The organism is Rossellomorea marisflavi (assembly GCF_022170785.1).
GTDB lineage: Bacteria > Bacillota > Bacilli > Bacillales > Bacillaceae_B > Rossellomorea > Rossellomorea marisflavi_B.
In genome coordinates this window covers 1,763,820-1,777,063 of the sequence record NZ_CP081870.1, presented here as the reverse complement: position 1 = coordinate 1,777,063, position 13,244 = coordinate 1,763,820, and the positions used below count along the sequence as shown (strand labels likewise).

The window sequence follows — 13,244 nt, the reverse complement described above, 5'->3', positions numbered from 1 at the left end:
TTAATCCTGTCTGAATGAAAACGGGTGAGAAGGCCGTTTGGGTGTTTCTTCCCTTGGCGCTGCATCTCCCTTACCGGATTGAAACTGACTGATGACCCCCTGGACAGTCCCCAGGGCTTCACTAAGATTGGTAATATGCTTCTGCAGCTGATTGGCATCCATTTTCTTGACGATTTCCCCGACCTGGTCCATCCATCCATTCTTGGATTCCTCTGCTTTCTTTTCTTCTTTCTGCTCGGATTTATCCCTATAGCTGTTCCACCTCGTATCATCTTCTCCGAGAAGATACCAGTCTTCGAACAATTCCTGCCAGCTTGCCTGGCCACTACGCACATCCTTGATGATCTTAGGGTGTTTCTTGACGAATTCCTTGAACTCATTCACTTTCGGATGTAATTTCCCCACTCCCCACACCTCCCATTCAGGCATTTACCTAGTACAGTGTATGAAAGGAGAAAAAGATTGGTGAAACGATCATGGATATAGTACGATGGACGGGACGTAAAACGATTCATCATGAGGAAAGAAGGATGGAATAAGATGAAAGAAGATTTAGCGAAGCTTTTGAATGAATGCATGGAATACGCATCAGTGGAGGACCTAAACTCCCTTGGTCAGATGCTGGCGGGCATGAGGAAAAAGCAGGAGGATGGGGGACCTCTCCTTGGGGGCGTATTTGGAATGGAATGGGGAGAAGAGGATGAGACCCTCACGCTCACAATACCCATCACCCCCCTCACCCATAATTCTCTAGGGATCGTGCATGGAGGTATCACGGCCACGATCGTGGATACCATCATGGGTACATTGGCCAATCGGGTGCTCCCTTCAGAGTATGGAGCCGTCACAACCAACCTGAATGTCCATTATCTTGCACCGGGAACAGGCGGTGAATTAACTGCGACAGCACAGATTCTCCATCACGGGACGACGACCATGGTCGTCGAAGGAAAAGTGATCAGGTCAGACGGTAAGGTCATCGCCCACTCGACTGGCTCGTTCTTTATATTCAAGAAATGAAGAAAGATCCCGGGGAATCCGGGATCTCTTTAAGGTAGATCGGGCTTTTTGATGAAATTCTGGGTATAGTACCCTTTGTAAACCCCGACACCGATATGGGTGAATGCTTTGTCCAAAAGGATTTTCCTATGCCCATCCGAATTCAACCATCCATGCACGGCTTCAGGACCATCAAGGTACTGGGAAGCGATATTCTCACCAGCCGTTTGATAAGGGACACCCAGTTTATCCAGTCTGTCTTGCAATGAACCCATGGCATCCGATTCATGGGAAAAGTAGTTTTTATCGTGCATTTCCCTGCTGTGGCCCCTGGCGGCGTTCGCCGTGGTTTCATCCCACTGGAGTGTGGATTCTCCATATTGCTTCCTCATGATATTCGTGATGGCATATATCTGCTTTTCGTTCGCTTCGTTTACATTTGCCCACTCTTCTTCAGAAGGCGGCACCTCTTCTGCCAGTTCTCCCCTATACATCATTTCATAAGGATGCATCGCAACAAGGGTTTCACTGTCCATGAATCGGATACTCGATAGTTCACCGGTGAACTTGTCCAGATACAATTGGGCATAAAGATCGCCAAGTGGGACCAACAGCCTCGTATTGAGGTCCTCTTCGTTCAGTTCAAACTGATAGGATCCGGAATCAGATTTAACGACGATTTCAGAGTCGACGATGGTGAATCGATAAATGTCCTCAAGCTTTTGTCCTAGTTTATAAGGGGCAACATCAAGGCCGTTCCCGATGGCATAAAGGGATACCACCTTCTTGTCCCTGACCCCGAATTGTATGTATTCCGTATCCGGCACATTGTAGACCCACCAATCATAATTGAACGCACTGTCATCTATACGGTCTGGTTCTCCGAATTCTTTTATGATTTCACTGACGTTCTTACCGATATAAACGGATAGGCCGGTTTTTGGTCTTTCTCCAGGCGGGGTTTCTGTCGACTGATCCAATTGATCATCTTTGTCCTCCAGCGTCTGGACGTCCGGACCCTTGAGCGGTTCATTTTCCTGTTTTTGATCCTGATAGATTCCAAACACGGTAAAGATGATAAGAATGATACCGATCCTAAGCAAGGTCTTCAGATCTTCCCCCTCCCTTCTCTATTTACTATCATTATATGTTTCAGGTGGTAGAGGTAGTATCCTTTTGTTCAATCTGCCTACAATAAAGGATAGCATATTTTTCACTCTCTCAACACTAAGGATTCTCGGAATCACGAAGTGGATAGTGTCTAAATTCAGAAAATGGGGAAAACATTACGCAAATCGCCATCTTCTTCTACTGGAAGACATTGCATGAAAACGTTTTTTCCACTATTATTAATAGGAGAATATAAGGCACCTTTTCAAAAGGAAAGGCTATCGCTTGACCATCTAGGAGGGAAAACAATGCATTTCACTGAAACGGGTTTTGAAGAGATTAAAGTCGACTTGAATCGACTGGATGACATCATGGAGTCCCACGGCCTCGTCCGTGCCGGTCAATGGGATTATGAACGTGTGACCTATGATCGTAAATTTGAAATTCGAGAAGGGATATTTTACCTTCGTCTGCAGGGCCTCGCCGTGGAAGGGGATGTGGGCAAACACGATGCCGTCATCCAGCTCATGACACCGCTCCTCGGCAAGCACTACTACCCTCATGGCGTGGAATATGGAGAAGGAGAATCCTTCCCTAAGCATTTGATCACGTCATGTGAGAAACTCTTGAACGACGTGAAGAAAGAAGCAGCCGAATTCGCTTGGTAATACATAAGACTGCCCCAGGGCAGTCTTTTATTATGCCCGTGTTCACCGGTTGGGAATTTCTTTTTCACCATTCAAAATGACTGTTCAATCTTTTAACCGTCACATATAATATAGGTATAGTGTGACTTAGGAAGGAGTACTCCATTGGCTAGATTCAAAAACAAAAAATTCCTGATTTATCTTGGGCTGTTCATCGTTTTCATTCTGCTTTGCCTATTCATCCTGCCCATTTCATTGCCATTGATCCTGGCATTCATGACAGCCTTGATCCTCGAGCCTTCAGTCAGAATGCTTCAAGGACGATTCAATTGGAAGCGCAAGATGGCGGTCATGAGCATCTTCATTCTCTTTTTGCTCCTATTGGGAGTTACCAGTTATTTTGTGACAACCAAAGTCGTTGGAGAAGGGGTCAAACTCGTTGAAAACACCCCCCACTATATTTCAAAGGTAGGAGACATCTGGGAAGAGTATGAGGATCGACTTCTTGACTTATCCAAAGATCTGCCCGATACGATCGTAAAAGAATTTTCAAATGATGTGCAGCACTTCCTGGACCGGTCAAAATCCAAGATCCTTCAGTCCTTCAATTTAGAAAAGATAAGTGCGTATCTCACATACATACCCAACTTCCTGGTCAGCCTTCTCGTATTCCTCATTGCACTGTTCCTGTTCATGCTTGATCTCCCCCGCATCAAACATATGATCTACAGTCATTTGACCGATGCGACGGCTGAAAAGGTGAACTTTATGATCTCGAGGATGACCGGAGTGTTCTTCGGATTCTTCAAGGCTCAGTTCCTTGTGAGCATTCTGATCTTTGTCGTGACGTTGATCGGCTTGCTCATCATTACACCTGAAGTGGCCATCATCATGTCGGTCATCATCTGGTTCATTGATTTCCTGCCCCTCGTCGGTTCCATTGCCATACTTGGACCGTGGGCCCTTTATCACTTCATCACGGGAGATATCAGTCTTGGAACACAGCTTTCCGTGCTCGCTGCCATCCTTCTCATTATTAGAAGGACGGTTGAGCCAAAGGTCATGGGGACGCATATCGGACTCTCTCCACTGGCAACGCTTATCGCCATGTATCTCGGACTTAAGCTTTTCGGAGTCATGGGATTTGTCATTGGTCCGTTTTTGTTGATCCTGTTCAATTCCGCCAAGGAAGCCGGCATCATCAAGCTCAACTTCAAATTGTAACACCATGCAAAAGGAGCCCCATAAAGGCTCCTTTTGTCATTGAATCAGAAAAAATCTTGGAAGCAGGTCTTCCTTGCTGTACTGATCGATTCAAGAAAGGTGACCTCACCAGCGTCGATATGGCCCATAGCCTCTAAATCTAACGCACTCAAAAAGCCAAAGGTAAAAGCTGATAATTCCCTGATGCCCAATTCCACATCTGCCGTGCTGCCATCACGTCGTTCCACCCCATTCACAGAAAGATGCCAGACAGCTGAATTCCAAGGTGCATGTTGATCTACTACTTTCAACGTAAAGGCTTCGAATGTTTCTTTATCCCGCAAATACGTTTTTAGGAACGGCTCTACATCCACGACCCTTGTCATGAAATAAGGATAGTCCTCCACCTTGATGCGTGGATTTTTCAGCATCAATGGCAAAACCTCCCCTTCTGCCAGCTTCACCTTAACCGTTAGTACCATGGAATCATGCTGACAAATGAAATTCCAAAGCCCTTTCCTTGCCCCCGGGGTCAGTGGGAGAAATTCATCGACGGTCATCACGCCTTCTGAGATGGTGTATAGTATGTACCCTTGCATTTCGCCTTCATGATAGGTCGCAATGGACCACTGATCTTCTTTCTTCTTCCACCATCCATTCGTCCGAACGAGCATCCCATTATGTTTCTTTGCGTATCGATCATAGGCTTCCATCACTTCTTTTGTAACTCCTCCACGTCGAATGGTACCCGTGGAGGTTGATAAGGGACTCAATTCCTTCTGATCCACTGTCATCTGGCGATAAGATGCAAATACCTCCCAACCGAATTTCCGATAGAAATCAATATAAAACGGATGGAGCATGGATATGATCTGTCCCGCTTCCTTCATTGCTTCTAGAGAGTGAAGGAGGAGCTTCCTAACATATCCGTTCCTTCGATACTCCGGGTAGGTGGCGACTCCGGCCACACCTCCCATTGGGATCATCCGATCTCCAAACCAGGTCTGGAATGGCATGAGGTGAAGCTTAGCCGCCAGGTGATCGTCGTGGAAAATCCCAAAGATCTTCTGATCCCCCATCTGTTCACGTCTTTGTTCCCGCTCCTCTTCAGATAGCTTATATTGAAACGCGTATTCTGACAGCTGCAGGGACTGGCTATAGTCCCGTTCTTCAAGGGTTCGTATCATCGTATATCCTCCTTTCACCTTAAACTATTCGGTACAAACCTATGATATCCTCTAATGAATCTAATCCCTTTAACACAGATTTCGATCACTACCGTTCTGCAATGAGTGAAAATAAAAAACCGCCAATAAGCTGGCGGCTGCTTGATCAATTTCCAAGGATGGCCTTAATGACGGAAGTCGTCTCCCCTCCATGGTAAAAGACGTACAGAAGCAAATAAACTGCTACACCGGTGATCGCGGTAAAGAACCAAATGATGCTCGTGATCGGACCAAGTTTCCTGTGTCTTTTCAGACGATCCTGATAGCCTGTCCATAAGCTCATCAGCCCGAATACCGCACCGATTGTAGCCAATGTGATGTGGAAGACGAGGAAGATCGTGTAATAGATTTTCAGATCATCAGGACCTCCGAAGGAAGTGTTCCCAATGAAAATCGTACGACTGGCGTAGATGATGAAGAAGATGAGGGCAAAGATACCTGCCAACGTCATGGTCTTCTGGTGTTTTTCGAATTCCCTTTTCTTTATCTGCCACCACCCGATGGCAACGGTGATCGCACTGAGGACGATAAAGCTCGTGCTGATCGTAGGTAAGACTGGTAACGACATAATCTCAAATCCTCGCTTTTTCTAGTGTAAATATTGCTTTTTACGATTCGGTTGAAGATGGATCAATGACAGGGTCATATGACAGCTTCTCTTGTTTTTCTTGATCACTCCGGTACCATTGGAAAAACAGATTGAACAGCATCACACCGAATACAATCTCCTGGATGATCTTCATGATGACACCACCGAGCTGCTGGTCGTTTTCGATGGACATATTCGTAAATAATTCGGGACCACTGATGCTTAAGCCATCAAGGGTATTCGCAGGAACACAGAGAGCCAACGCTTTCATGAATTCCTGAGGGTCATAGTACGGAGCATACAAAGGATTCTCAGCAAATATAATCAATCCACAGGCAGGTGTCAATAGGACAGCGCTCCCAAGGATATATCCGATCCTTTTCAGTCCGCTGAGATCAATATCCTCATCTCCCGGATTCAAGAGTGGCCACCACATGAAAAGTGAAAGGATGAAGAGGATCGTCATGGCGAGGCCATGCGAAGTCGGATCCGTCCTAACATGGTCGAATACGATCGGAATATGATAAATCGAGAAAATCACATTGAATGACAAAAGAGATATAAGGGGTTTCGTCATGAACCCGAACACGCCTTTGATGACCGGAAGTTTGATGACGGCCTTCCACACCCACGTGGGGATTCCCAAAATGATAAGCGGGGTGACGACCAGATACAGCAGAGCCATCTGGGTCATATGGGCTGAAAACAAAATGGAACTCAACACCTCGACGGGTGAACCCTTGACTACATAGAGGAGCAGCATTCCCAATATAAAGTACACTGCCTGTTTCTTTTTCAGCGGTTCGCTATCCGGAAAGCTTCTTCGCCATTTCACGGTCAGCAAAAAATACACCGCAGTTAAAAATACAAGAGCCACAATGAAAAATGGACTCCACAACGCCATAAATCCAAAAATACCCAAAGGCATTTTCCACACCCCATTTCACTTATAGCACTTACCCTCATTATACTGACTCCCCTCAGGCACTTCAATGTGACCTGTTGACAAAGTCATGAACATTAAGGCAGTACGGTTCAAACACGAAGAAAAATGACCGGCCACAAACTCCGTGGCCGGTCATTCCCTCTTTTAGATCCAAACGATTGTAAGGAAAGCCAAGATCGTGATAAAGGCCACCAGCGCACCTGAATACAGGAAAAGCGACGGGGCTTCATGTCCTTTATGGCTCATATGCATGAAATAATACAATTGGAATACAAGCTGGACCACGGCAAGAAGCAGGATGAAAGGAAGGACGAAATACTTATCGAAATCCCCTGCAACAGCTATGAACGCAATCAATGTCAAGAAGATCATGAGCATGAAGGCGGTGAGTTGCATCCGCATATCTTCTTTATTCTTCCTGCGTCTGTACTCGTAATCCACGCTTGGGTTACCTGAATTTGATTGTTGATTCGCCATCAGTTTATCCCACCATTCCCATTAAATATACTACTGTAAAGATAAATACCCAAACAACGTCGATAAAATGCCAATAGAGTGACGCTAGATAGAATTTCGGAGCGTTGTAAAGGTTCAATCCCCTTTTAGCATTCCTGAGCATGAGCGTGACGATCCAAAGAAGACCGAAGGCCACGTGAGCTCCATGGAAGCCTACAAGGGTGTAGAAAGAAGAACCGAAAGCAGAACTAGTAAAGGTGTGGCCATATTCATGTACATAATGATTGAACTCATAGATTTCCAGTGCAAGGAATGCTGCTCCAAGCAAGACTGTAATCAATAACCAGGCCTGCATCCTCTTAACGTTGTAGTTCTTCATGTGGTACATGGCATAAACGCTTGTCAGTGAGCTGACCAAAAGGAGCATCGTAGCAAGGAATGCCAGCGGCAGATCGAATATATCCTTTGCCAGCGCATGACTGTCACTTGGTACTTTATCCTTCAGTGCCAAATATGTGGCAAACAATGAGCCGAACAGGACGGTTTCCCCACCAAGGAAAAACCAGAAGCCCATAAATTTATTCTTTCCTTCAAGGGTGGCCTTCTCAGGGGAGGCCGGCCAGGTCTTAGGCGTGAATTTTTCATCTGCATGCATTATGCCTTACCCCCTTTATCATCGTCATCAAGCAGATCTTCCTTATGGACGTGGTACCCATGATCATCCAGAACCGAACGGAAGAACATCGCTCCGAGTGTGATCAGCATGCCGATGATGAGGACAGGAAGAGCCCATGCTTTATCATCCACATGATACATGGCACCGAAAGCCGCAATGAACAGACCGAGTGAGACGATAAGCGGGATGATGGAATTATTCGGCATATGGATATCACCGATTGGTTCCGCAGGTGTCAATCCGTCTTTCCCCTCCATCTTCTCCAGCCAGTACGCATCCAACCCACGGATAAGCGGTGTCTGTTTGAAGTTGTAGAATGGCGGCGGTGAAGGAATGGCCCATTCGATGGTACGTCCGTCGCCCCATGGATCATTGCCGACCCGGACACCTTTCACCTGTGTAGAGATGATATTGATCAGCAGGAAGATGACGGCTACGCCCATGAATCCTGCTCCGATGGAAGATACCAGATTTCCATTGTCAAGACCTTGACCAGGAAGGAACTTCCAGATACGACGTGGCATTCCCATCAACCCAAGGAAATGCTGGATGAAGAACGTAAGATGGAAACCGATAAAGAACAACCAGAACGTGATCTTGCCCAAGAAGTCATTCAGCATGGTTCCAAAGATTTTCGGCCAGTAGTAGTGCGTTCCGGCAAGAAGTGCGAATACGACTCCCCCTACGATGACATAGTGGAAATGGGCAACGACGAAATACGTATCATGGAACTGATAATCTGCTGTCGCAGATGCGTTCATGATCCCGGTTACCCCACCCGCTACGAAAGTCGGGATGAAGGCGACCGCATAAAGCATCGGAGTCGTAAAACTGAGACTGCCGCCCCACATCGTGAGGAGCCAGTTGAAGATCTTGATCCCCGTCGGTACCGCGATGGCCATGGTGGCAACGGCGAAGATGGCGTTTGCGATCGGGCCTAGTCCGACTGTGAACATATGATGGGCCCATACCATGAAGCCGAGGAATCCGATCAATACCGTGGCAAAGACCATGGATGAGTATCCAAATAGCCGCTTCCTCGAGAAGTGAGGAATGATTTCCGAGAATATTCCGAATGCCGGAAGCACAAGGATATATACTTCAGGATGTCCGAATATCCAGAAGAAATGCTCCCAGATGATCGTGTTACCACCATTGGCGACAACGAAGAAGTTAGAACCGAACATGCGGTCGAATAACATCAGGAATAATCCCACTGTCAAAGCCGGGAATGCGAACAAGATGAGAGCGGATGTGACGAATACGGTCCATGTGAACAATGGCATACGCATATAGGTCATTCCAGGAGCCCTCATATTGATGATGGTGACGAGGAAGTTGATCCCCCCGATCAGCGTACCAGCCCCGGAGATTTGAAGCCCGAGGACATAGAAGTCGATCCCATGTCCAGGTGAGTTTAGTGATAAGGACGCATAAGACGTCCACCCTGCATCAGGAGCACCGCCCAGGAACCAGGACATGTTCAGGAACACCCCTCCGGCAAAGAACAGCCAGAAGCCCAATGAGTTCAGGAATGGGAATGCTACATCACGCGCGCCGATCTGGAGCGGGACGACTGCATTCATGAATGCAAAAATCAGTGGCATGGCCGCCAAGAAAATCATGGTCGTACCATGCATGGTCAATACTTCGTTGTACAAACCGGCGCTCACGAAATCATTATTCGGTACCGCCAGCTGTATACGTATGATAAGGGCTTCCAAACCACCGACAAGGAAGAAGAATCCCCCTGCCGCGAGGTAAAGGATGGCGATCTTCTTGTGATCAACTGTTGTCAGGTAATCCCAAAGAGTCGCGCCGAAGCCTTTTTTCTGTGCGTAGCTACTCACGATTAAACCTCCCTTTTACTCTTTCCCCTTTAATCTTGTACCTTCAGACCCATGAGATATTCTGCAAGTGCATCCATCTCATCATCGGTCAATTTGCCGTATGTACCTGTCATCTTATTACCAGGCTTGTATTGGTCCGGATCGCTGAGCCAGTTTTTCAGCTCTTCTTCATTGTGATCCAAGACTCCGGCGATTCTGTTACGTTCACCGAATGTGGCAAGGTTAGGTGCTGTCCGGGCCTGCTCCGGTCGACCGTCCTGTGGTGAAACAGCGTGACAGGCAAGACATTTGTTGTTGAAGATCTCTTGTCCTTCTTTTGCAAGGTCCGAGGAAGGCTCCGGTTCTCCTGCATTTTTCATATCTTCAACCCAGGCAGTGTATTCCTCCTGCGGAAGCGCTTTAACCTTGAAGTCCATCAATGCATGGGACGGTCCACAAAGCTCTGCACATTTCCCGTAGAAGAGCCCTTCTGCTTCCTTCGCTTTTTCCCCATCGAATTGAAGGAAGAACTTATTGACGTTATCCACGTTCGTATCGATCTTTCCGCCTGCTGCCGGAATCCAGAACGAATGCTTCACGTCAGAAGCTGTTACATTGAAGTAAACCCTTTGATCGGTCGGTACAACGAGATCCTGTGAGGTGATGATCTTCTCATCCGGATACTCGAATTCCCACCAGTACAGATTGGCACGGACATTGATTACGAGTGCTTCTCTGTTCCCGTCTGCATCCTTTTTGTCCATCGCCTTTGTATCAGCAAGTTTGAACGTGGATGTAACGGTCGGTACGGCCAGGATCAAAAGAAGGATGATCGGAATGACCGTCCAGATGATTTCGAGTGTGTGACTCCCTTCAACCTGCTTAGGAATCGTTTTGTCCCCTTTTTTCCTGCGAAAACGGATGATGGCGATCATGTAGACGATGACGACCACAATGATGACGAGAACCATGATCAACGTGGACAGGATCATAAGATCGTATTGGTCCTGCGCTACTTCACCCGCAGGCTGTAAAGTGGATAGGAACGGTTCCCCGCAACCTGAAAGGACGAGCGCCACCATCGCGAGGATCGTGAATAGACGCCACTTGGATAGCCTTGCTTTCATAGCTTAATCAAACCCCTCTTTCGTAAAATAGACTCTTGAGTAAAACAAGGACTTAAAAAAAGATCTATTTGGATTTCTTTTAAGAAAGAATTCCTATGTTAAACGACGGTGACAATCACCATCGCTACAAACAAGATGGTCAGGTAGTTCAGAGAATAAACAAACATAAGGCGCGACCATTTGATTTCATCCTTCATCTTATAGCCTGCAAGTCCGAGGGCAAGCCACCCGATATTGAATGCCGTCGCAAGGATAAAGAACGGAAGACCAAGGTCGAGCAGGAAGAATGGAAGCGGAAGAAGGGCCGCCACCCACCAGACGATGTGATGTTTCGTCACTTTAAAGCCTTTGACTACGGGAAGCATCGGGATATTGGCTGCTCGGTATTCTTCAACCCGTTTCATGGCGAGTGCATAAAAATGCGGAGGTTGCCAGATGAACATGAGGAGGAAAAGCACCCATGCTGTCGTACTCAAGCCTCCGTCCACCGCTGCCCACCCGATTAACGGGGGAACCGCACCGGAGATACTGCCCACAATGGTGTTACTGACATATCTCCTCTTCGACCACATCGTATAGAGGAGGACGTAGCAGATGACCCCTATGAGACCGATGACACCTGCTGTGATGGTCGTCATGAATAACATGATGGTGCCGAGTAAGATCATGAACAGTCCGATGGCGAGAGCTTTACCGGAGTGGATCTTACCTGTAACGGTGGGCCTCCCCTTTGTACGGTCCATCACGTGATCGATATCCCGGTCGTACACATTATTCACTGCACAGGAACCGGCAATGATGAAGGATGAACCGACCAGCGTGAGGAAAATGACATCCAAGGATTGAAGAAAATGGGCACCTGAAAAGTAAAAGGCGAGCCACATCCCGGTAAAGGTGGTAATCAGATTGGAATTGACGATCCCAATTTTAATCAATGAAAGGAAATCCTTCCATGCTGAGGACGCAGTCTCCCCCATGGCATCGGTCATCGTTCGACTGTTGCTCATCTACTTCCTCCTCCCCAACGCATGAGGGCCGGGTCCCGACCGCCATAGCAAAGGATATGTTTGACATATTCCTACAATTAAATCGTTTACAAAAACCGACTCGTCTAACCGTAAAGACGCTATCAATATAATATTAAACCATATATATTTCCGTTTTTGGAAGATATTTATCCAATAATGTGAAGAAATTGTGAAGAAAATAAGTTAGGACGGGTCTTTGACAATCATACCATAAATATATGATAAGCGCTTACAGATTTTAATATTCTAGCAATTAGGATAAAACTACTACCGGTTTTCCACTCTTTCTGCATGTAAAGACTTAATCGGCGTTCGTTGGAAAAATGTCGATAATTGCTCGAAATTCTGTAACATCTTATTTATTGAGTTTTCACGCCTGGTCCGGTATCATCGAAGAGGCATATATTTTACTACAATACTGATCATATGTGCATTCTATCAGTTAAGAAGGTGAAGAATTTGCATAAAGGTTTAAAATGGCTTGCTGTTCTTACAAGTCTTGGTATGTTATTTGTCCTACTGGGCGGTGCACTCGTAACGAAAACCGGCTCCGGAATGGGCTGCGGTCGTTCCTGGCCCCTATGCCACGGACAATTGATTCCTGATAATATCACCATCGAGCTCGTCATCGAGCTTGCGCACAGGGTTGTTTCCGGCGGAGTCGGACTCCTGCTACTGGCCCTCTCTATCTGGTCGTGGAAGGCGATCGGCCATAAGCGTGAAACGAAGTTTTTGGCGATCCTCTCCTTTTTCTTCCTTGTCCTTCAAGGATTGATCGGCGCTGCGGCGGTTAAATGGGGACAATCTGATTTTGTCCTAGCCATCCACTTCGGCATATCACTCATTTCATTCGCTTCCGTATTACTCTTGACCCTCCTGATTTTCGAAGTTGATCAAAAGTTCGAAGCAGACAAGGTAATTATCGATAAGCGGATGAGATGGCACACAATCGGGGTGACGATCTATACGTATATGGTCGTCTACACCGGAGCACTCGTCCGACACACTGAATCAAGCCTCGTATGTAAGGATTGGCCGTTCTGTGTGAATTCAAGCATCGGACTCCCGACAAATATGTACGAGTGGATTCAAATGGGGCATCGTACTGCTGCCGCCCTCGTGTTTGTCTGGATTGCATACGTCACAGTCTTGGCAGTTAAGAAATACAAACAGCAAAAGGTAGTATACTGGGGATGGATCATCGCCTTGATCCTCGTGACCCTGCAGGCTACGACAGGGGCGCTGGTCGTTCTGACCAGATTGAACCTGGCAGTTGCCCTCCTGCACGCCCTCATCATCTCCTGCTTGTTCGGACTTCTCTGCTACTTGATCATGCTTGGGTCGAGAAGCAAGAAACGTCAATAAAAAACAAAAAAGATTCCGGTCCTCCATGGACCGGAATCTTTTT

General features: G+C 46.8%; 14 protein-coding genes. 4 read left to right on the top strand and 10 right to left on the bottom strand.

The features are described 5' to 3' along the window. Positions 1–405, bottom strand: a complete 405-nt coding sequence (locus K6T23_RS09420; RefSeq protein ID WP_235563585.1) for a YlbD family protein — start codon at positions 403–405, stop codon at positions 1–3. A gap of 135 nt (positions 406–540) precedes the next feature. Between K6T23_RS09420 and K6T23_RS09415 the strand changes: the two genes are divergently transcribed. Beyond that, entirely contained in the window at positions 541–1,020 is a 480-nt protein-coding gene (locus tag K6T23_RS09415) for a PaaI family thioesterase (protein WP_238284214.1), read from the top strand. 29 nt (positions 1,021–1,049) lie between these two features. Here K6T23_RS09415 and K6T23_RS09410 read toward each other — a convergent pair whose 3' ends face one another. Next, positions 1,050–2,102, bottom strand: coding sequence for a CAP domain-containing protein (locus tag K6T23_RS09410; protein WP_238284213.1), 1,053 nt, complete (start codon positions 2,100–2,102; stop codon positions 1,050–1,052). A 315-nt stretch (positions 2,103–2,417) separates the two neighbouring features. Here K6T23_RS09410 and K6T23_RS09405 point away from each other — a divergent pair, with 315 nt between their 5' ends. Both K6T23_RS09405 and ytvI read left to right on the top strand, forming a co-directional pair. Continuing rightward, on the top strand, positions 2,418–2,777 hold the full coding sequence (locus tag K6T23_RS09405) for a YugN family protein (protein WP_056537465.1): 360 nt from the start codon (positions 2,418–2,420) through the stop codon (positions 2,775–2,777). Positions 2,778–2,921: 144 nt separating this feature from the next. Further along, positions 2,922–3,980: a sporulation integral membrane protein YtvI gene (ytvI, locus tag K6T23_RS09400; protein ID WP_079515899.1), complete on the top strand. Its 1,059-nt coding sequence runs from the start codon at positions 2,922–2,924 to the stop codon at positions 3,978–3,980. A gap of 44 nt (positions 3,981–4,024) precedes the next feature. On the opposite strand, the gene K6T23_RS09395 is transcribed toward ytvI, so the two are convergent. From K6T23_RS09395 to cyoE, 8 genes are all read right to left on the bottom strand, one after another. Further along, on the bottom strand, positions 4,025–5,146 hold the full coding sequence (locus K6T23_RS09395; RefSeq protein WP_238284212.1) for a GNAT family N-acetyltransferase: 1,122 nt from the start codon (positions 5,144–5,146) through the stop codon (positions 4,025–4,027). 145 nt (positions 5,147–5,291) lie between these two features. Next, on the bottom strand, positions 5,292–5,753 hold the full coding sequence (locus tag K6T23_RS09390) for a DUF420 domain-containing protein (protein ID WP_048004168.1): 462 nt from the start codon (positions 5,751–5,753) through the stop codon (positions 5,292–5,294). 40 nt (positions 5,754–5,793) lie between these two features. After that, positions 5,794–6,702, bottom strand: coding sequence for a cytochrome c oxidase assembly factor CtaG (ctaG, locus tag K6T23_RS09385; protein WP_056537474.1), 909 nt, complete (start codon positions 6,700–6,702; stop codon positions 5,794–5,796). 162 nt (positions 6,703–6,864) lie between these two features. Beyond that, the gene (gene ctaF, locus K6T23_RS09380) at positions 6,865–7,197 is read right to left on the bottom strand and encodes a cytochrome c oxidase subunit IVB (RefSeq protein ID WP_053427405.1); all 333 of its coding nucleotides are present in this window, start codon (positions 7,195–7,197) and stop codon (positions 6,865–6,867) included. 4 nt (positions 7,198–7,201) lie between these two features. Further along, the gene (locus K6T23_RS09375; protein ID WP_053427406.1) at positions 7,202–7,831 is read right to left on the bottom strand and encodes a cytochrome (ubi)quinol oxidase subunit III; all 630 of its coding nucleotides are present in this window, start codon (positions 7,829–7,831) and stop codon (positions 7,202–7,204) included. After that, positions 7,831–9,702 (bottom strand): cytochrome c oxidase subunit I, encoded by a 1,872-nt coding sequence (ctaD, locus tag K6T23_RS09370; protein WP_053427407.1) that lies wholly within the window; start codon positions 9,700–9,702, stop codon positions 7,831–7,833. Before ctaD ends, K6T23_RS09375 begins: the two co-directional genes overlap by 1 nt. Before the next feature lie 29 nt (positions 9,703–9,731). Then, positions 9,732–10,808, bottom strand: coding sequence for a cytochrome c oxidase subunit II (gene coxB / locus K6T23_RS09365; RefSeq protein WP_056537477.1), 1,077 nt, complete (start codon positions 10,806–10,808; stop codon positions 9,732–9,734). A 98-nt stretch (positions 10,809–10,906) separates the two neighbouring features. Further along, positions 10,907–11,815: a heme o synthase gene (gene cyoE, locus K6T23_RS09360; protein ID WP_056537480.1), complete on the bottom strand. Its 909-nt coding sequence runs from the start codon at positions 11,813–11,815 to the stop codon at positions 10,907–10,909. A gap of 480 nt (positions 11,816–12,295) precedes the next feature. Here cyoE and K6T23_RS09355 point away from each other — a divergent pair, with 480 nt between their 5' ends. Then, positions 12,296–13,201, top strand: coding sequence for a COX15/CtaA family protein (locus K6T23_RS09355; protein ID WP_056537483.1), 906 nt, complete (start codon positions 12,296–12,298; stop codon positions 13,199–13,201). Positions 13,202–13,244: the final 43 nt, after the last annotated feature.

Excerpts from the sequence above, each read along its gene's own strand:
- K6T23_RS09415 (WP_238284214.1), top strand. The coding sequence starts at position 541 with ATGAAAGAAGATTTAGCGAAGCTTTTGAATGAATGCATGGAATACGCA.
- K6T23_RS09390 (WP_048004168.1), bottom strand. The coding sequence starts at position 5,753 with ATGTCGTTACCAGTCTTACCTACGATCAGCACGAGCTTTATCGTCCTC.
- coxB (WP_056537477.1), bottom strand. The coding sequence starts at position 10,808 with ATGAAAGCAAGGCTATCCAAGTGGCGTCTATTCACGATCCTCGCGATG.
- K6T23_RS09395 (WP_238284212.1), bottom strand. The coding sequence starts at position 5,146 with ATGATACGAACCCTTGAAGAACGGGACTATAGCCAGTCCCTGCAGCTG.
- K6T23_RS09375 (WP_053427406.1), bottom strand. The coding sequence starts at position 7,831 with ATGCATGCAGATGAAAAATTCACGCCTAAGACCTGGCCGGCCTCCCCT.
- cyoE (WP_056537480.1), bottom strand. The coding sequence starts at position 11,815 with ATGAGCAACAGTCGAACGATGACCGATGCCATGGGGGAGACTGCGTCC.
- K6T23_RS09405 (WP_056537465.1), top strand. The coding sequence starts at position 2,418 with ATGCATTTCACTGAAACGGGTTTTGAAGAGATTAAAGTCGACTTGAAT.
- ctaF (WP_053427405.1), bottom strand. The coding sequence starts at position 7,197 with ATGGCGAATCAACAATCAAATTCAGGTAACCCAAGCGTGGATTACGAG.
- ctaG (WP_056537474.1), bottom strand. The coding sequence starts at position 6,702 with ATGCCTTTGGGTATTTTTGGATTTATGGCGTTGTGGAGTCCATTTTTC.